This is a genomic window from Luteolibacter sp. (assembly GCF_039920825.1).
In the GTDB taxonomy this organism is placed as follows: Bacteria; Verrucomicrobiota; Verrucomicrobiia; order Verrucomicrobiales; family Akkermansiaceae; genus Luteolibacter.
On the sequence record NZ_JBDSCX010000086.1, the window covers coordinates 25,725 to 44,015 of the forward strand.

Consider the following 18,291-nt stretch of genomic DNA (forward strand, 5'->3'; position numbering starts at 1 on the left):
AAACATTCTCTCTTCCCGGACATCCATGTTGAAGATTCGAAGAGCTGTCCCGGCCGACTGCGGGAAGATCGCTAGGATCCAAGTTCGCGGATGGCAGGCGGCCTATCGTGGCATTCTTCCGGACGACTATCTCGATGGATTGGATGCCGGACGGAGACTGGTGGTTTGGCAACAATTTGTTCTCGATGGGGTGGGCACGATGCTGGTGGCGGAGGTGGGTGCGGAAGTCGTCGGTTTCTGCCACCTGATTCCTTCGCGCGATTCTGATGCGGATCATGCCGCCGAAATCGCGGCCATTTACATCGATCCCGATCATTTGCGAAGAGGCCATGGCACGCTGCTCTGCAAAGCCGCATGCGTTTCTGCCCGCGAACAGGATTTTCGCCGATTGACCTTGTGGGTTCTTCGCGACAATGCCTCCGGTCGCGATTTTTACACGAAGATGGGCTTGCTGCCGGATGGAACTACGAAGGTAGAGGAAAGGCCGGGGTTCACTCTGGAGGAAGTCCGCTACAGCATGGAACTGCGGTAATTCCGGAAGTTTCTACGAAATGGTGGTAGGCTCAAATTCGAAACATCTCAAGAGGCGCGGGACACCAGAGGACTCCGGCCTTCCCGGAAAACGCCGATGCCTTCCAGCACGTATCCGCAAAAAGCCATCACCAGTCCGATGCCTACGAAGCGTGGATTCTGAGTGACCAGATAGAGGACGATGATCCCGCCCATGCCGAGGCAAAGCATCCGGATAGTCCGCGCTGTGGCGGTATCGAGTGTGGTGGCAACGTAGGGAAGAAACGCTGCGATCAAGGCGAAGGCGAGAGTGGCCCAGCCCAGCCCGCGCTGGATGTCACCGCCGCTGACCGACACGGATTTCATCTGGATCGGTCCTTCGGAGAGCGATTCGGTACCCGGGAAATTCATTTCCATACCGAAGGACGAATTCATCGTGGATTGCATGTCGCTCATTGCCCGGTTCAGTTCTTTGCCGGGATTGATCACGAACCACGGCAGGAAAAAGCCGAGCCCGACCAATGCCGCGCCGATGAGCATCAGGCGCTGGCCGCTGGTCAGCGGCATCTGGCGTGGCGACGCGGGCGGGGATTGGCGGAGCGCCTGGAGCAGTTCGGCGCTTTCATCGGCGGTGAGTTTGCCGCTCTCTAACATGGTGAGGATTTTCTCACGTTCGGCGGAGAGGTCGTCGGCCACGGGCACTTCCACGGCAGCCGGCGATTCCATCCGGATCAACGGATAGGCGATGAGCGACCCGCCGATCGCAGCGGCGATGAGCCATGGAGAAAAATCGAAGCCCTGCCAAAGTGTCAGGACAAGAATCAGGCCGACCGTCATGTTTGCGGTGGAGAACCAAGCGCGCACTCCGGGTTGGCCGGGTTGGCGTTCTTCCCAAGTGGCGTTTTCCCCCACCCAACGGCCCCAGAGCCGGAGGACGAAAGCGGTCAGAAATACGATGGCGATCGCCGCGGCGGCATAGCGCATCATTATTTCCGCTTCATCATGGTGACTAAACATCGATTCGCGGCGAATCATGGGGACCATGACCAACACCACGCCGGCGACGACGCTGGCGGCAAGTGCAAGCAGTGCTTTTCCATGAGAGAGGCAGGTATAAGGGCGGAACCAGAACGGCCCGGTGAAGAGCAGGAGCGCGGGGATTCCGAGAATGGCGAGGTGGATCATGGATTCAGGTGGATTTGAGGAGTTGGGTTGCTTCTTGCACGGTGATCTCGCCGCGCTCGAGTTGTTCAAGAATGTCCTTTCGGCCGGAAGGGGCGGCCTGGTTGCCGAGGAGCACGTTCACCAGATCGAGGCGCTTGATGACCGTGGGGTAGGAGACGCCGAGTTCCTTTTCGACATCACGGATTTTCCCCTGGCAGCGCAGGAAGATCATGACGAATTCCTGCATGTCAGGCGGCAACCGGAAAAAGGCAGGAATCGGCAGCGTCGTCTCGATCGACGTATCGCACTGGACGCAGCCAAGACGGCTGATTTCCAGTTTCCCTTCACAGAACGGACAGCGGGAAATGAGTTTTTTGACAGGCTGAACGCTCATTTTTCAAGATTCATTGTTTAAATAACTTAATGCGTCAATTGAATAAATTCATTTTTAGGCCGTGATTCTTCAATGTGGCATCGAATTCGAGGAGGAGGACCGATTTCTCAAAACGCCCGGAAATCCAAGTTCAGGGAGTCTCGAAACGCAGCCGGGCAAATCCTTTCGAACCGCTGGCCAGCGCCAAACTCACCCGGTAGATGCTGCCGGAAACCAGCACGGGCGTGGTGTTGGTCCATGTGCCGGCAAGTGCGGCCTGGGTCTGACCGGTCACCTTCAGAGGCGGCCCGCCGCTGCCGTCGCGCAGCTCGAGAAAGCCGCCGTTAGTGGTGACGGTCAGGGCGGGATTGATTGTGAAATCGAGGCGCAGGTGGGTGGCGTTGCGGCTGACGGTGATCAGCCCGGCCCCGCTGCTGGCGGCGCTGTTAGGATTCGTCCCGAGCATCAGTTCGGTGGCGTTGTTCCTGCCGTCCTGATCGGGATCGGCACCCGGCAGGGCGTTGTTTCCACTGAGCGAATAGGCTGTCGTGAAGGCGGAATACAACGAGACGGACGGAACGGTGATCGTGAAGAAACGGTCGTTCACCTCCGGATAGTCATCGCCACCCTGCCCGTAGGAATTGGTTCCACCCGTTTTGTCGCGGACGAAAATCCGGACCTGCCACTGGCCCAGAGCGCTGCCCTGCGGCAGCGTTTTTGAAAACTGATAGGTCCCGGAGATATCATTGCCGCTGGTGCGGTTGGTTCCGTCGAGCATCGTGGACAGCGACCCTTGGAACACATTTGAGGGATTGTAGAAATACGCGAAAGCCTGAAGCAGTCCGCTGACGTCGTCCTGAATTGATACCGTCACTTGGATCTGGGCGGAACCGTTGGTGGTGACAATCTGCGACGGGGTAACATCCATGGAAGTCACCACGGGATCGTTCAAGTCGATGGTCCCCGTATCGGTTACGGTGAAATTTTCGAGGACATCACTGGGGAAATTGAGGTCGTAGGGATACTCAAGGTCGTTTCCAGCCGTATCGATTGCATAACAACCGACCGACCATGTTCCCGGCCTGCCGTGTTGGGGGACGATAATCTGGAGTTGATAGATTCCGTTGAACGCGTCGCCCGAGATCCGTTTTGAGCCGTCGAAATCGTAGGAACCCGTCCACCCGTCCAAGGGGTTGTAAACCGACACGTTGCCGAAGTCGAAGCCCGCGATCGTATCGGTGACCTGCAGCGTGACCGTGGCGGTTGCCGGGCCCGTGCTGACATTCACCGCGCCCGGAGTGACTTCGAGCGCCCGGACGAGCGGCTTGGTGGTATCGGAGGCAGACGGGTTTCCCGCGTGGAACGATTCGATCGAACTGATAGGAAACGCTTCGCCGGTCGGGCCATAGTGCCGGGTCGCGTTCGAGCCAGCTTCGGTCAGCGTGATTTCCGCCCGCCACATGCCGAATCCGGCGGTGTTGGAAACCGGCAGGCTAACCTCGTAGGTGCCGGCCAGCGAGTCACCTTGAATCCGACTGGATCCATTGAACGTGGTGCTGGACCGCGGATTTCCCGATGGATCGAACAACTGGATGATCCCCCCCGACAGACCGTTGGCATCATCCGTCACGTCGATTTGAAACGTCACGTTTTGCGGTCCACCGTTGAGATTCACCGATCGCGACGACATCCTCAAATCCTGCAACTGCGGAAGCGATTGATCGGTGCTTCGCTGGAAGCGCACCTCGTCCACCCAGCCACGGTCATCGCCATCGGCCGAGCTACCGTTCTTTGCATAACGCCAGACTACGGTGTGGGAACCGGCAGTTAGATTGGTGGAAAACAGGGCCCAGTCCGTGTAACCGCTGATTCCATTGATGACATTGCCGTCGATCGAGACAGAAAGAAAATCGGCGCCCTCTTCCGAATCAACTCTCCACTGGAACGAAAGCGTGCCGGGGCCCGTGACCGTGGTTTGGAAAGTGCTTTGACCGTTGTCCGGAGTCGGCAGGCTCATCGCCGCATCCAAATCGTCGTGGCTGTCGATCGACTGCATGACCCAACCGCTGCCGCCGGTGGACCATGACAGCCCGATGGCATCCACCGCCTGGGCGAGGAAATTCCGCGTGGCGAGGGGAGCTGGTTGCGGGCCGGACGTGACGGTGACGCCGCCGGCTGAAGGGAACGACGAATTTCCCACCCTGTCCTTCAGATACACATCGAAAGTCCAGTCTCCCGCGTCGCTGCCTTGTGGCAGGGTGATCTGGATTTGATAGATTCCGTTCGCCGCATTTCCCGAAGTCCTCTGCGAATCGGAAAAATACGTGATCAGGCCGCTTTGGAGATCTCCGTTTGGATTGTTAGGGTAAATGAATCCGTAGTCGAGTCCGCTGGGTGAATCTCCGCAGTTGACGGTGATGGTGACGGTGGCCCCTCCATCCGTCACGTCGGCGGATTCCGGCGATATCAGGGCCGAGAACAACCCGGGAGGAGCGCTGTCAACGGCGCCGCTGTTAGCCAGCGTGAAGGTCATCGCCGCGGGGATGGGAAACGTGTCGGGATTTCCCGGGCCGATGTTGCGGCGGTTCAGATCCATGTCCTCGACCAAGGCATCCACCCGCCATGTGCCTGGAGCGGCATATTGAGGAACCGCCATCGTGATGGTGTAAATGCCGTCCAGCGCCGTGCCGCTGGTCCGCTGGGCACTGTCGAAATAGACGGCATCGATGAAATCACCCGTCGAGTTATACAGGAAAAGATTTCCAAAATGGACGCCACTCTCGCTGTCGGTGATCCGCAGGGTCGCCGTGATGGAGCCATTTCCGCTGCTCACATTGACGGACGAGGGTGAAATCGAAGCGGACGGAACAGAAGGTGCAACCACATCGGCGGCAAGGCGGGACGCGCAAACAAGCGCGACCGCTGCAAACAGACTTAGCGTTTTCATGGAGGATCGGGTGGGGGGATTCCCAAAGTATGAATCGCGCCTGTGGAACGACTCAAACCATCTCGGAACACGAACATACTAGTCATTCAGGAGAAACTGCCAAGGTTTCTTTAGCGTGAGATCGTCCTTGGAAATCAGCATTTGTTCACTAGTTTCGTGGGAAGAAACGAGATATGACTTCATACGACATCGCCGGAAAAAGCCGGGCCACGCGCGAAGTGACGGCATCGTGCATTTTCGTGATGTTCCTATTGGCCGCTTTCGCCGGGCTGTCATCCTCGGCACAGGCCGGGACTCTAACTGCCACCGACTACGAAGCCACCACGATCGAAGGCTGGACCGTGTGGATTGAGAAATCGCTGGATACGCATCCGCGGAAGGCCAGTGCGTTGAAATTGCTTTCAACCAAGCTGGCGAAGATCGAGACGGTGGTTCCTCCGGCGGCGTTGCCGAAGTTGAAGAAAGTGCCGATTTGGCTCAGCCGGGACGTGGCGCACGGCGCGGCGTATCATCCGTCTGCCGGATGGCTGAAAGCGAATAGGCGTGTGATCGAAATGGAACACTCCATCGAGATCGCGAATATTGACGATTTCATCGATTGGTCGGTGGCCCAGCCTGAAATGCTGCTGCATGAACTGGCCCATGCATGGCATCACCAAGTGTTGAACAAGGGCTACGACAATCCGGTCATTAAGAAGACTTATGATGCGGCCGTGGCGTCCGGCACCTACGAAAGCGTTCACTATTACGACGGCCAAATGCGGCGCGCCTATGCCTTGAACAACCAGATGGAATACTTCGCCGAGTGCACTGAAGCCTATTTCGGGAAAAACGATTTCGAACCCTTCAATCGCGACCAACTTAAGACCTTCGATCCCGAAGCCTACCGCATGATTCGAAAAATGTGGGGAGTCGCAACACCCTGAGATCGTGTCAATCACGATGTTCCATTGAATCCGGAAAGCTGCTAGGTTGAATTTTTTCGACCGTCGCAAACCACTTGGCACGCCGGATGCTTTTTTACTTCTGTCGCGACACAATAGGCGGCCCGACTGAGATGCTCCAAGGTTAATGGGTTTTCCAAGGGGATGATCAGTCGGGCCGCTTCTATTTTCGGCCATCGCCCGCTTACTTCGCCGGGCCGAGGAAAGAACGCTCCACCGCATCGTTCGGATCGGAGGAAACCAGGTGATCCCGCCACAGCCAGCGCATCATGCTGGGAAAAATCGCCCCTCCTTGTTTCTGCCCGTGATTCCCGATGCCCCACGTGTAGTTGAGGTCGTATCCCTTTTTCACAAGCGCGTCCTTGAGCCGCACGTTCTGATAGAACCAGTCCTTGTTCAAATTTTCCGGCCGGCGGTTGTCGTTGCGCCCGTCCTGCATGAAGAGCCGGATCGGCTTCTTTTCGCTCTCCGCCACCAATTCCGGATAGATGTGCTCGCCGCGGATGTCCGTGAAGCTTCCGACGAAGGTGATGACCTTGCGGAAATCATTCGGACGAAACCACGCCACCGAGAACGCCGCGCATCCGCCCGAGCTCGATCCCATGATGCCGTGCTGCTCCGGGTCCGGTGAAATGTTGTATTCCTTTTTCAAAGCGGGCATCAGCTCATCGACAATCACTCGCGCGTAATTTTCGTTAGGCGGATTGTATTCGTCCGCGCGGTTGGTCGTCTTGTCACCCCAGTCGCGGGGATTCGGTTCGGGCTGGTCCGGACGGCGGCCCGGGTTGATGAACACCCCTAACATCACCGGGATCTCGCGTCGATAGATCAGGTTGTCCAACACGCGGTGCGCCTGTACATCACCCGGCTCCGACATGATCGCCTGCCCGTCGTTGAAGATCATCACCGCCGTTGGCTTCGCCGGATCATACTGCGCCGGAACATACACCCAGTAGGTATGCTGCGTGCCGGGAAAGACGTTGCTCGGAAGCACCTTGGCCTCGGTGAATTTCCCCTGCGGCACCCCATCCTGCGGTTTGGAATCGCTGGTAAGCTGATAGAACCAGTCGTTGGATTTTTCCGGCGACGCTTTGGTTTCGCCCGGCGCGGCGGGCTGGGCGAAGATCCGGGTGACGAGCAGGAGAAATATCAGGGATTTTTTCATGATGGGTTGTTGAGGTATCGGAAAGAACGTTCGAGGCCGGCGCAAGTGTTCAACAAACTCTGCGGAAAGCCGCGGCCCTCAACAGGCGGAAAAACCTTCGGGAGTCTCCCCGACGAAGAACACATCCCGATCCGGCCGCGAGCCGGGACAATGGATGTCCAGCATCACCAGCGCTTCCTCGCCAGTGACGAAACAATGAGTCGTCCCCGGCGGCAGGCGCAGGAAATCGCCGGCTCCCAGAGGATACTCCACCCCATCCAGCACGGCGGTGCCGCTGCCGGAGAGAATTTGATAGATTTCCTCGGCGACGCGGTGATAGCTCACGGCTGTTCGTTGATGGGGCTCGATCCGCACGCGATAGGCGGTGGCGGCGCCCTCGTCCTCTTCGGCGATGAGGGTTTCGATTTCGTAAGGGCCGAGACGAGCTTTTGCGACATCGTGGTGTTCCTTCACATGGAGCAGGCGCAGTCCCGATTTCATGGAGGGTGGTTATTCAATCGTTGTCACCTTGCCAAGGTGGATTGCCTCTTGAATTTCCACCACACGCGTCCAGCTTCACATGATTCCATGAGCCAACAACCCCAGCCCGGCACCAAAGCTCCCGCATTCTCCGCCCAAGCCGTCGGCGGCACCTACGTCACCCCCGCGACCGTGAAACTCTCGGAACTGAAAGGCGAAACGGTCGTGCTCTATTTCTATCCGAAGGACGACACGCCCGGATGCACCAAACAAGCCTGCGCCCTCCGTGACGGCTGGAGTGAAATTTCCGCGAAAGCGAAAGTCTTCGGCGTCAGCATCGACCCGATCAAGAGCCACGAGAAATTCATCAAAAAGCACGGCCTGCCGTTTCCCATCCTCAGCGACGAGGACCACAAGATCGTCGAAGCCTACGGCGTCTGGGTGGAGAAAAGCTTGTATGGAAAAACCTACATGGGCACCGAGCGCGCCACCTTTATCATCGGGCCGGACGGGAAAATCAAAGCCGTGCTGCCGAAGGTGAAGCCGGACGAGCATTTTGCACAGGTGCTGGCGCTGCTTTGAATCCCGTCATGGATGTGGATCACCCCGCATTGAAGCGGTCCGCCCGCCAAGGTGCGAACACCGGATCTCGGGTGCCGGTGGTAGCCATCGCCGCGGCGACCGATCCTAACAAGGGGGTGAATTTGAAACCATGCCCGATGCAACCCGAAACCATCACGATCCGCCTCGACCCAGGCGCGAAATCCACGATGAAACGCTCGTCCGGAGTGATCGTGTAGAGACAGGATTGAGTGGAAATCACATCACCTGATAGATCCGGGAAACGCTTCATTGCGTGCGCAACCACTTGCTCAAGCGGCCCAGGCATCATGGGGCGGTCCGCCTCTTCGGGATCGAAGTCGGTTCCGGCGTTGTGCGATGCGATCTTGATGCCTGCCATCACGCAGTCGGAAGGAAAACCATAGTAATCGGAAGGATGCTCGATCCAGACCGGTAGTTTTTCCGGCTCGAAATTCTCCGGTCGCCGCGCGATGCCGAGATACACCACCTGGCGAAGTGCGGTCCGCAAAGGGAGATGAATGGGCTCCATAAGCTTTCCGATCCACGGTCCGGCCGTGACGATGACAGCATCGTAGCGACTGGTTTCTCCCGCGGTGGAGAGGAACACCTGCCCGGCGTTCTCCTCAATCCGCAGGATCCGGGAATGCTCGTGGATCTCGGCCCCCTGCGCCCGCGCGATCGCCACCTGGGCAAGCACGCAGCGGGTGGATCTCAGAAATCCCGATGCGGCTTGATAGATGGAGCACGCACCCTCGCCGATATCAATCGCCGGAAAACGGGAGCGCGTTTCGTCGCGGGACAGGATTTCAAAATCGATCGCCGCATCCTCCAGCGCGCGGCGAGTCAGCTCCAACGTCGGATCTCCAGTGGGACCGAACGTGATCCCGCCGCAGCGGACAAAAAGCCCCGGGCCGTGTTCCTGCTCCAGCTCGTCCCACAATTCATAAGCACGCGCCATCAGCCGGGTGTGGAAGGCGTCCGGGTAGGCGTGGCGGATGATGCGGCTGTGACCATGCGAGCTTCCCATCGCGTGACCGAGCTCGAAGCGTTCGTAGCCGACGACTTCGTGCCCGTCTCTAGCAAGAAACCGTGCCGCCGCCGAGCCACTCCCGCCCATGCCAACCACCGCGACTTTCATCGCAGCCAGCCTAACCAACGCAGCCGCCGCAGGTCAACTCCGTGATCGTCATGGGGTATAACTGAAAGTGGTGGTCAATATAAGGAGAGTGGACGTCTCGTCCACTTGCCGATGTGTGGCGAAAGCGGTAGCGCGAAGCTCGTTTCTTTCGCTTCCCATCGGCAGGTGGGCCGTACGGATAGCGCAAGCCGCTGCCCACCACTTTAAGTTACACCCATCGTCATGCACTGCCAAAAACTCACCTCGCGCGTGTGGACTCGCCCGACGTATCGATCCAGCGATGGGGGAAAACCGGTGCCGTCTCGCGGCAGGTTAGAACGTAGTTTTCCCAATCCGCCAGCTTCGGCAGATCCCTCGCCGCGCCACGGGCCTGCACCCGGGATTTTCGTTCGGAAGGTGTGCACCAGACAAAATGGAACTCCGGCATGACACCTAACTGTTCCTCCATTAGGGCGGGCCACGAAGGATCGCCACCCTCGCGGGTGAACGGTCCCGCGATCACCACCGGCAGGCGGCCAATGTGTGATTTCGCCAGATCAAACAGCGTCTCATAAACCGTGTCACGAAAGGCGGACTTGTAAGCCGGTGAATCGCGGTCGTCCGGATCCATCCCCGCTAAGGTCATCCCGGCACGGATCAGGCGTTCGGTGACCTCGTCGTTATCTAGCAGAACTGCGCCGAGCTGTCTGGCGAGCTGTCTCGCGTAAGTCGTCTTTCCCGCCGCGGGTGGGCCGAAGACGAGGTGGACATCACATTTTGTGCTTTCTGCCGGAGAATTCATTTCAAGATCGAGGCTGGAGTTCATCGGTGTGAGGAAGGTCGTGGCATAGACGGGGAGATGAGTTCGCGCAATCCGGGATTAAACTGGATATTCGGGATAAAGATTCCACAACGGCGGGAAATTCACATGTCCTTCATACGGATTGCATTAACGTCTGGGCTTGCTGGCGAATGATTTCGTTCAGACGTCTGGTCCAGTATCGGATTTATCTGGTTCTTCGCGCGATAGCGATCATGACTTTAGTTCTGGTTCTCGCAGTAATGGCGTTGATTTGGGTCTCTATGTTTCATCCCCAGAATGCCTCGGATGTTTTGGATCCCGTCGGGAAATCGAATCGGGCGTTCTCAGAAGTCAGCGGTTTTACCGATATTTCGGTGAATCTGTATGCATCTGACTGGCCGTGGACTTTCGTCAAACCTGTCTATTTGGGGGATCTATTCTGGCCGGAGATTTACACCAGCCAGGCATATTGGAGTAAGGATGGCTCCCTCCTCGTGTTCCAGATACACCGAAATGACGCCACCTCACCTGACTTTCTAGCAGTATACGACTATCAGCAGCACCGGGTGTTGAAGCCCGACTATCGCAGCCTCGGGACCGTCGAGTGTGATCTCAAAATCAGGTCGCTTTTGAAGCAGCGCGGCGGGATTGGGCTGCAAGAGGGACGCATTGGTGATTTCAGAGGTGACCCGACGGTGGTCTTTCCCTTTTGGGGGTGGCTGCCTCCGATGATGATTCTTGCTGCAGGCGTGATGATCCTGCTTCGGCTTCGTAGAAGAAGGGCCTTGGTTCCGTGATGGATTCACGGAGTGAACTTTAAAAATCCGCAAACAGATCCATCTGCGGGGCATTGGGCTTGGGAAGGACGTCTTGGTCTTGGACCATATTCTTCGCCTTGGGGCCCTGTTTCTTGGCCTCGGGTTTCACGGAGTGGAGTTCGAGGTGGGAGAGGATGGATTTCGCGCGTTCCACGACGGGTCTCAGAACCTTTGGTGAATTGAAGAGCATCCGCATCACTCATCCGCTGAAAATGCGGCGTCGAGTTTGTCGAGAATGGCGAGGCCCTTTTTCACGGATCCGCGGGCGGCAAGGGCGCGGAAGCGCGATTCCGCATCGAATTCGGCGATGCTGATGGTGGCGAGTTCCTCGACGAGTTTGTTCACGCTGATGTCGCGGTGCTTGGCGAGCTGGCGGAGACGCGCGTGCTTGTCGTCCGGGAGGCGGATGGTGAGAGTGCTCATGGCAGGTTGGCTAGGAATTGACGTGGACTGAGGATGTTGAGGCCGGGAAATCGAAGTTCGCCATTCCGAAGATCGGCGAGGTTGTTGGTGACGATGGTTTCTGCGGAGCCGGCGAGAGCCAGTTCGATCAGGTGGTTGTCCGCTTCGTCGGGAAGATTGGGCCTCCAGAGGAAATAGATTTTCACCCAATCCGCCACCGAGAGAAACGCGCCCAGCAGGGCTTTGCGCTCGGATGCTGAAATCGGACTTTTTGCCATCAACTCCGGGCGCGACAGCACATCCTCATATTCGTGAAACAGCGCTGCTCCCATGAGCGGCCGCACCTTCCCAAGCAGGCAGGCCCGCACGATTTCCCGGTTTTCTCCTGCGGGACTGAGGATTGCGGCGATGAAAACACTGGTATCCACGACGATTTTTGCGGGCACTGCTGAATGATAGCACATGTGCTGTCATTGGGTCAAATTCTTCTTCGGACGAAGTCGTTCGATTCGTGGGAATGGCAGGATGCCGGGGATGTTTTGAGGGGCTTGTGGAATGAATTGCCTGAGGGCGAGGTAATCAGGGCATTGCCAATTTGATCAATGCCTCCTGCTATCGCAGATTTCGGATTACGCGCTCCGGTTCAAAAATCCGCGATGAGGCCCATCTGCGGTGAATTTGGTTTCGGAAGGTCGTTTTGATCCTGAACCATCTTCTTCAACTTCGGACGCTGTTTCTTGGCCTCGGACTTCATGGAGTGGGAGACTGCGGATCTTGTGCAACCAAGGGTCGGATCTTTGCTTTTTCCGCATTTCTAATAGCAAGCCATCCAAGGACTCCTGTCACTGATATCCCGACGCCTATGAAGCCCAGGGTTTGACGATAGTTGTTATTCGCCCTGTAGCCGACATAGAAAGGGTCCTTTTCATAAAGAGTCCTATCTCCAGACTCCTCGACTTTTGAAATTGATGCTTGGTGTGGACCACCAAATGGGAATGTCGTTCTATGGTTCGCGTCGAACATCAGAAAGATGATGATTCCTAGAAATGCGGCATATGAACCAAGATAGATGTATTTCATGCCATTGAAACAGGTCAAAAATCCGCGAAAAGATCCATCTGCGGAGCGTTGGGCTTGGGAAGGGAGTCCTGGTCCTGCACCATGTTCTTCGCCTTGGGTCCTTGTTTCTTCGCCTCGGGTTTCACGGAGTGGAGTTCGAGGTGGGAAAGGATGGATTTAGCGCGTTCGACGACGGGCTTTGGCAAACCGGCGAGTCGGGCGACCTGGATGCCGTAACTCTTGTCGGCGGCTCCGGGGAGGATCTTGTGGAGGAAGATGATTTCCTCGTTCCATTCTCTAACGGCGACGTTGTAGTTGGCGACGGCTTGCTTGGTATTTGCTAGATCGGTGAGCTCGTGGTAGTGGGTGGCGAAGAGAGTGCGGCAGCCGATGGTGTCGTGCAAATGCTCGGCGACGGCCCAGGCGATGGAGAGTCCGTCGAAGGTGGCGGTGCCGCGGCCGATCTCGTCGAGGATGACGAGCGAGCGGTCAGTGGCGTGGTTGAGGATCAGGGCGGTCTCGCTCATCTCGACCATGAAGGTGGATTGGCCGCGGGAGAGATCGTCGGACGCGCCGACGCGGCAGAAGATGCGGTCTACAAGGCCGAGCGTGGCGGATTCTGCGGGGACGAAGGCACCGATCTGGGCCATCACGGCGATGAGCGCGATCTGGCGGATGTAGGTGGATTTACCGGCCATGTTGGGACCGGTGAGGATCTGCAGGCGGGCGATTTCGGGGTCGAGTTCGGTGTCGTTGGGGACGAACTTGACGTCGGTTAGGGTTTGTTCAAGGACCGGGTGGCGGCCGTTGGTGACGAAGAAGCCTTTTTCCTGATTGAGGACGGGACGGCAGTGGCGGTGGTATTGGGCGACTTCGGACAGGGCGCAGAGCACGTCGATTTCCGCGACGGCGGCGGCGGTTTCCTGGAGTGTGGGCAGGTGGGTGATGACCTGGGTGCGGAGCTGGGCGAAGAGCTCGGCTTCGAGTTGTTTCGAACGCTCTTCAGCTCCTAACACCTTGTTCTCCATTTCCTTGAGCGCGGGGGTGATGTAGCGCTCGGCGTTGGACATGGTTTGCTTGCGCGTGTAGTCGTCCGGGACTTTGGCGAGGTGGCTGGTGGTGATTTCGATGAAGTAACCGAAGACGTTGTTGAATTTGATCTTCAGCGAATCGATGCCGGTGCGCTTGCGTTCGTCTTCCTGCAGGCGGGCGATCCAGTCCTTGCCGCCGCGGGAGGCGTTGCGGAGTTCGTCGAGCTCGGGCGACCAGCCATCGCGGATGACGCCGCCGTCGCGAAGGTGCGAAGGTGGTTCATCGGTTAGGGCCTGGGTGAGCATTTCCGTGAGTTCGTGGAATTCATGGAGGCGAGAGCAAAGATGCGGCTGGAGAGAGGGCGCGTCGGGCAGGGAAGAAAGGTCCTCCTTGAGCGCGGGAATGTGCGAGAGGGAAACGCAGAGGGATTGGAGATCGCGGGCATTTCCCGAGCCTTGGGAAAGACGGGAGGTGGTGCGTTCGATATCGCGGATGCCTTTGAGGGCTTCGCGGCATTTCGAGAGCAGGTAAGGCTCTGCTAGAAATGAGGCGATGAGATCCTGCCGTGCGGTGAGCGCGGTGAGGTCGCGGAGCGGATGGAGGATCCAGTCACGGAGGAGCCGGGCACCCATCGGCGTGGCGGTGCGGTCGAGCACGCCGAGCAACGTGTGGGCCTTGCCGGAGCGTGAATCGACGAGATCGAGATTTCGTTGGGAAGATGCGTCGATGAGGACGTGGTCCGCGCTTTCTCTAACGTGCGGTGGGTGGAGGTGGCCGCACGGCCGGCGGAGCTGGTGGATGAGGTAGTGGAGCACCGCGCCGCCGGCACCGCTGGCGGCGTGGAGGCTGGCGCAACCGAAGCCGTCGAGCGAGTGGACGTTGAAATGGTCCTTGAGAAGCTGGTTGGCGTGCTCTGGAAGGAAAGTATAGCCTTCGTAAACGAGGCAGTTCGTGAGTTTTCCGAACTCGGCGGTCTGGTGATCCGGGATGAGTAACTCCGACGGTGAAATTCTAGCAAGTTCGTCCTCGAGCTGTCCGATGTCGGCGAATTCGGCGATGGTGAACTCGCCGGTGGTGTGATCGACACACGCAAGCCCGGCGAATTTTCCGTGACGGCAGACGGCGGCGAGGTAGTTCGGGCGTTGATCGTCTAGCAGCGAAATGTCATCGATGGAACCGGGCGTGAGGATGCGGGCGATTTCCCGCGAAACGAGTTTTCCGGCGACGGGCTCCGACGTCTGCTCGGCGATGGCGACGCGTTTTCCCGCCTTGAGCAGACGGGCGATGTAGCCTTGCGCCGCGTGATAGGGCACGCCGCACATCGGCGTGCCGCCGCGTTTGGTGAGGGCGACGTTCATGATCGGCGAGGCATTTTTCGCATCGTCGAAGAACATCTCGTAAAAGTCACCGAGCCGATAAAACAGGATCATATCCGCAGGCAGCGATCTCCGCATGGACTGGTATTGGGCCATCATGGGAGTCAGCGCGGGTTCGGACATGGGGGGAGACTGGAGGGGTGATTTGGAAGAATCAAGGAGCGAGGGGATTTAAGGAAATTTGGAAAAATGGTGGACAAGTAGAGTCGCTTGCCATACTGGGTATGGCATGAAAATGACGATGCATATCGATGAGGCGTTGTTGAAACGCGTCATGGAGGAATACGAATGCGAAACCAAAACCGAGGCCGTGGAAATGGCGTTGCGGGAAATGGACCGCCGCATGCGCTTCCGTGAGATAGGAAAGAAGGGAATGGGAGCTACCTCGGAAGAACTGAAGGCGGCCGTAGATCCGAATTATGATCTGGAGTCTCTCCGGGTAGCCGATACCCCAAGGAAATATGGCAAATGAAGTCCTCGTGGACAGCAATGTCTACATTCGGTTGCTGAAACACGGTAAGGATTCGGTGGCCACGCTCTTCGACTGGTCGGAAGCCGAGGGCCGCAATCTGGCCGTTTGCGGCATGGTCCGGCTGGAAGTGTTGCGAGGAGTGAAGGTGTCGAGGTTCTATCAGGCGATTTCCTCGCTGATGGACGTGATGGTGAATGTGCGCAGCGACAACCGATTGTGGGACGAGGCCACCCATCTTGCTTGGAAGCTGGACCGCAAGGGCTTCGTCATCCCCGGACCGGATGCTGTCATTGCCGCCAGCGCCCTCCGTCTTGGAGCTGCCATCATGACCTCTGATGCCCATTTCTCCAAGGTCGATGGCCTGCGCGTCATCGCTCCTCCGGCGGAGTGGTTCACATGAAAAAGCGGACCCCATTGCCGGAGTCCGCTTTTTGGAATGCTTTGGATCTGTTAGCGAACGCGCTCCAGCAGCCAGGCGAGCAATCCGCTGATCGGAATGCGCTCCTGCTCCATTGAGTCGCGGTGACGCACGGTGACGGTGCCTTTCAGCTCATCGCCTTGCTCGCCGAGCGTTTCGAAATCGACGGTCACGCAGAACGGCGTGCCGACTTCGTCCTGGCGGCGATAGCGGCGGCCAAGCGCACCACCGTCGTCGTAGAAAACGTTCATCCACGGCTGGAGCGTTTTCTGGATCTCCTTGCAAATGCGGACCTGCTCCTCGTTCTTCTTGAGCAGCGGGAAAATGCCGACTTTCACCGGAGCCATGCGCGGGACGAACCGCAACACCGTGCGGATGTCTTCCTTGCCCTTGTCGTCGGTTAGGGTTTCCTCGTCGAACGCTTCGCAAATCAATGCTAGCACCGTGCGGTCGCAACCGGCGGACGGCTCGACGACGTGCGGCAGGAACTTTTCCTTCGTCTCCTCGTCGAAATACAACTGAGACTTGCCAGAGCCCTTTTCGTGCACGCCGAGATCGTAGTCGGTGCGGTAAGCGACACCTTCGAGCTCCTGGATGCCGAAGGGGAATTCATATTCGATGTCGTAAGTTTTCTTCGAATAAAACGCGCGCTCGCCATCCGGGATGTCGAGGATGTGCAGCTTCTCGCGCGGGATGCCGATCTCACCGTAGAACTTGAGACGCTCTTCCAGCCATTCATCCGTTAGGCGGAGACCGTCGTCCGGGTGACAGAAGTATTCGATCTCCATTTGCTCGAACTCCCGCGAACGGAAGGTGAAATTCCGCGGGTTGATCTCGTTGCGGAACGACTTGCCGCACTGCGCGATGCCGAACGGGAGCTTCACCCGGTTAGAGTCGAGCACGTTCTTATATTGGCAGAAAATCGACTGCGCCGTTTCCGGGCGGAGATAAGCGATCTGGTCGCCGGTCGCGCCGAAGTTCGTTTGCAGCATCAGGTTGAACTGGCGTGGCTCGGTGAGCAGCGATCCGTTCTCCGGATTGAAGCCGGTCGTGCCGGTGACTTCCTCGCGGCGGTCTTCCGTTAGTTCGAGTTCCTTCGGGGAAATTTTCTTATCCGGCATCAGCTCGCCGTAGAATTTGCGTGCCGTCTTGTGCGACTCGATCGGATCCTTGCCCGGAGCCACCAACACCGCGAAATTCCGCTCGATGCTCCAGCCGGTCGCCGGATGTTTCGCGCCCGAGAAATAGACCGCCGTGCCATCCTGCGCCGGGATCTGATCCGCCCGCAGACGTGCTTTGGAAAGCAAACAGTCACACATCGGATCCGAAAAACCACCGACGTGGCCCGACGAAACCAGCACCTGCTCCATGGTCAAAATCGCGCCGTCCATGCCGAGCACGTCATCGCGTTCCTGCACGGTTTTCCGCCACCAGTAGTCCTTCAAATTCCGCTTCAGCTCCGCACCCAGCGGGCCGTAGTCCCAGCAACCGTTCAGGCCGCCATAAATCTCCCCAGCTTGGAAAATGAAGCCGCGGCGTTTGCACAGCGACACGATTTTTTCCATGCGGGCGGGATCGGTAACGTCTTTATTGGCCATAGTTGGATCAGGTTGGGGCGCGAAGGGAAGCAGGCGCGGCGGCGGGCGGCAAGACGGGATTGCGTTCCCGGTCCGGATGGGGAAAATGCCGCTATGACTCGCTGCCCGTGGCTCCCGCTCCAACATCCGCTCTATGTCGAATACCACGACACCGAGTGGGGCGTGCCGTCCCGCGATCCCCGCTATCTCTTCGAGTGCATCTGCCTCGAAGGCGCGCAAGCCGGGCTTTCCTGGTGGACCGTCCTCCAGAAGCGCGAGCACTACCGCAAGGTTTTCCATAATTTCGAACCCGCGAAGGTCGCGAAAATGACGGACACCCAGTTGGACAAACTCGTCCTCGATCCCGGCATCATCCGCCACCGCTGGAAAATTCTATCCGTCCGCCAGAATGCCCAGGCGTGGCTGAAACTTGAGGACCCGGTGGACTGGCTCTGGAATTTCGTCGGCGGGAAACCCATCGTGAACAACCGGAAATCCGTCTCCGACTTCATCTCCACCTCGCCCGAATCCGACGCGCTTTCCAAAGCCCTGAGGAAAGCCGGTTTCAACTTCGTCGGCACCACCACGATGTATGCCTTCATGCAGGGCGTCGGCATGGTGAACGATCACACGGCTGATTGCTGCTGCAAAAAACAGCCCGTTTAGCGGCGGTACGTCATTGCGTAGTAGCCTTATGGCCGGAAATGGGATATCTCTTTTCCTGTCGCCGCAAGCAACCCCCCCCTCGACAGCGGGCGGTGACAAACCAGCACTCCCCCCGTGTTGAACCTTCCCCCCGAGGTTTGAAAAGGTCGGCGCAAATCGAGTTCCCCCCCGCTTCGATTTCCGCCGGCCTCTTTTTTGCCCATATCCCGGATCTAACTGCGGGTTTCCCTTCCCGCAGGGGCAAAATCTCACCTCGGACGATTTTTCCCTTCCCAAATGGGCATTCACTGCTTACTCCTCGCGCCCGCCTGAAATGGTGGTCGTAGTTCAATGGTAGAGCCCCAGATTGTGATTCTGGTTGTTGCGGGTTCGAGTCCCGTCGATCACCCCATCTTTCCCATCGGGACC

20 protein-coding genes and 1 tRNA gene are annotated in these 18,291 nt (G+C 58.0%); 8 read left to right on the forward strand and 13 right to left on the reverse strand.

The window, feature by feature from the left end; genetic code table 11:
* Positions 1 to 25 precede the first annotated feature (25 nt).
* The gene (locus ABIQ96_RS25095) at positions 26 to 532 is read left to right on the forward strand and encodes a GNAT family N-acetyltransferase (protein ID WP_348217409.1); all 507 of its coding nucleotides are present in this window, start codon (positions 26 to 28) and stop codon (positions 530 to 532) included.
* 47 nt (positions 533 to 579) lie between these two features.
* Here the strand turns inward: ABIQ96_RS25095 and ABIQ96_RS25100 are convergent, their stop codons facing one another.
* The 3 genes from ABIQ96_RS25100 to ABIQ96_RS25110 all read right to left on the reverse strand — a co-directional run bounded on the left by ABIQ96_RS25100 (position 580) and on the right by ABIQ96_RS25110 (position 4,994).
* Complete coding sequence (locus tag ABIQ96_RS25100) at positions 580 to 1,695, reverse strand: hypothetical protein (protein WP_348217410.1); 1,116 nt, start codon at positions 1,693 to 1,695, stop codon at positions 580 to 582.
* A gap of 4 nt (positions 1,696 to 1,699) precedes the next feature.
* Positions 1,700 to 2,068, reverse strand: coding sequence for a DUF2089 domain-containing protein (locus ABIQ96_RS25105; RefSeq protein ID WP_348217411.1), 369 nt, complete (start codon positions 2,066 to 2,068; stop codon positions 1,700 to 1,702).
* A gap of 130 nt (positions 2,069 to 2,198) precedes the next feature.
* Positions 2,199 to 4,994: a hypothetical protein gene (locus ABIQ96_RS25110; RefSeq protein ID WP_348217412.1), complete on the reverse strand. Its 2,796-nt coding sequence runs from the start codon at positions 4,992 to 4,994 to the stop codon at positions 2,199 to 2,201.
* Between the two features lie 173 nt (positions 4,995 to 5,167).
* Between ABIQ96_RS25110 and ABIQ96_RS25115 the strand changes: the two genes are divergently transcribed.
* Entirely contained in the window at positions 5,168 to 5,920 is a 753-nt protein-coding gene (locus ABIQ96_RS25115; protein ID WP_348217413.1) for a hypothetical protein, read from the forward strand.
* A 202-nt stretch (positions 5,921 to 6,122) separates the two neighbouring features.
* Here the strand turns inward: ABIQ96_RS25115 and ABIQ96_RS25120 are convergent, their stop codons facing one another.
* On the reverse strand, positions 6,123 to 7,103 hold the full coding sequence (locus tag ABIQ96_RS25120) for an alpha/beta hydrolase-fold protein (protein ID WP_348217414.1): 981 nt from the start codon (positions 7,101 to 7,103) through the stop codon (positions 6,123 to 6,125).
* A 78-nt stretch (positions 7,104 to 7,181) separates the two neighbouring features.
* Complete coding sequence (locus tag ABIQ96_RS25125; protein ID WP_348217415.1) at positions 7,182 to 7,583, reverse strand: cupin domain-containing protein; 402 nt, start codon at positions 7,581 to 7,583, stop codon at positions 7,182 to 7,184.
* Positions 7,584 to 7,670: 87 nt separating this feature from the next.
* Here ABIQ96_RS25125 and bcp point away from each other — a divergent pair, with 87 nt between their 5' ends.
* Complete coding sequence (gene bcp / locus ABIQ96_RS25130) at positions 7,671 to 8,144, forward strand: thioredoxin-dependent thiol peroxidase (protein ID WP_348217416.1); 474 nt, start codon at positions 7,671 to 7,673, stop codon at positions 8,142 to 8,144.
* A 19-nt stretch (positions 8,145 to 8,163) separates the two neighbouring features.
* On the opposite strand, the gene solA is transcribed toward bcp, so the two are convergent.
* Both solA and ABIQ96_RS25140 read right to left on the reverse strand, forming a co-directional pair.
* Complete coding sequence (gene solA, locus ABIQ96_RS25135) at positions 8,164 to 9,282, reverse strand: N-methyl-L-tryptophan oxidase (RefSeq protein WP_348217417.1); 1,119 nt, start codon at positions 9,280 to 9,282, stop codon at positions 8,164 to 8,166.
* 238 nt (positions 9,283 to 9,520) lie between these two features.
* Positions 9,521 to 10,087 carry an ATP-binding protein gene (locus ABIQ96_RS25140; RefSeq protein WP_348217418.1) on the reverse strand — a complete coding sequence of 189 codons (567 nt, stop codon included), beginning with the start codon at positions 10,085 to 10,087 and terminating at the stop codon, positions 9,521 to 9,523.
* A gap of 209 nt (positions 10,088 to 10,296) precedes the next feature.
* On the opposite strand from ABIQ96_RS25140, the gene ABIQ96_RS25145 reads away from it, so the two are divergent.
* Positions 10,297 to 10,860: a hypothetical protein gene (locus tag ABIQ96_RS25145; RefSeq protein WP_348217419.1), complete on the forward strand. Its 564-nt coding sequence runs from the start codon at positions 10,297 to 10,299 to the stop codon at positions 10,858 to 10,860.
* 19 nt (positions 10,861 to 10,879) lie between these two features.
* On the opposite strand, the gene ABIQ96_RS25150 is transcribed toward ABIQ96_RS25145, so the two are convergent.
* The 5 genes from ABIQ96_RS25150 to mutS form a co-directional block, all read right to left on the reverse strand.
* Positions 10,880 to 11,035: a hypothetical protein gene (locus ABIQ96_RS25150; RefSeq protein ID WP_348217420.1), complete on the reverse strand. Its 156-nt coding sequence runs from the start codon at positions 11,033 to 11,035 to the stop codon at positions 10,880 to 10,882.
* A gap of 41 nt (positions 11,036 to 11,076) precedes the next feature.
* Complete coding sequence (locus tag ABIQ96_RS25155; RefSeq protein WP_348217421.1) at positions 11,077 to 11,304, reverse strand: toxin-antitoxin system HicB family antitoxin; 228 nt, start codon at positions 11,302 to 11,304, stop codon at positions 11,077 to 11,079.
* A complete protein-coding gene (locus tag ABIQ96_RS25160) occupies positions 11,301 to 11,729 on the reverse strand; it encodes a putative toxin-antitoxin system toxin component, PIN family (RefSeq protein WP_348217422.1) in 429 nt (142 codons plus the stop codon). Before ABIQ96_RS25160 ends, ABIQ96_RS25155 begins: the two co-directional genes overlap by 4 nt.
* Before the next feature lie 304 nt (positions 11,730 to 12,033).
* Positions 12,034 to 12,363 (reverse strand): hypothetical protein, encoded by a 330-nt coding sequence (locus tag ABIQ96_RS25165; protein ID WP_348217423.1) that lies wholly within the window; start codon positions 12,361 to 12,363, stop codon positions 12,034 to 12,036.
* Positions 12,364 to 12,377: 14 nt separating this feature from the next.
* Positions 12,378 to 14,873: a DNA mismatch repair protein MutS gene (mutS, locus tag ABIQ96_RS25170; RefSeq protein ID WP_348217424.1), complete on the reverse strand. Its 2,496-nt coding sequence runs from the start codon at positions 14,871 to 14,873 to the stop codon at positions 12,378 to 12,380.
* A gap of 112 nt (positions 14,874 to 14,985) precedes the next feature.
* Between mutS and ABIQ96_RS25175 the strand changes: the two genes are divergently transcribed.
* Both ABIQ96_RS25175 and ABIQ96_RS25180 read left to right on the forward strand, forming a co-directional pair.
* On the forward strand, positions 14,986 to 15,222 hold the full coding sequence (locus tag ABIQ96_RS25175; protein ID WP_348217425.1) for a type II toxin-antitoxin system VapB family antitoxin: 237 nt from the start codon (positions 14,986 to 14,988) through the stop codon (positions 15,220 to 15,222).
* Positions 15,212 to 15,622 carry a PIN domain-containing protein gene (locus tag ABIQ96_RS25180; RefSeq protein WP_348217426.1) on the forward strand — a complete coding sequence of 137 codons (411 nt, stop codon included), beginning with the start codon at positions 15,212 to 15,214 and terminating at the stop codon, positions 15,620 to 15,622. The genes ABIQ96_RS25175 and ABIQ96_RS25180 overlap by 11 nt, the downstream gene beginning before the upstream one ends.
* Positions 15,623 to 15,672: 50 nt before the next feature.
* Here the strand turns inward: ABIQ96_RS25180 and ABIQ96_RS25185 are convergent, their stop codons facing one another.
* Complete coding sequence (locus ABIQ96_RS25185) at positions 15,673 to 17,238, reverse strand: glycine--tRNA ligase (protein WP_348217427.1); 1,566 nt, start codon at positions 17,236 to 17,238, stop codon at positions 15,673 to 15,675.
* A 93-nt stretch (positions 17,239 to 17,331) separates the two neighbouring features.
* Between ABIQ96_RS25185 and ABIQ96_RS25190 the strand changes: the two genes are divergently transcribed.
* Entirely contained in the window at positions 17,332 to 17,883 is a 552-nt protein-coding gene (locus ABIQ96_RS25190; RefSeq protein ID WP_348217428.1) for a DNA-3-methyladenine glycosylase I, read from the forward strand.
* A gap of 316 nt (positions 17,884 to 18,199) precedes the next feature.
* Positions 18,200 to 18,274: transfer RNA gene (locus ABIQ96_RS25195), tRNA-His, on the forward strand.
* The last annotated feature ends 17 nt before the right edge of the window (positions 18,275 to 18,291 follow it).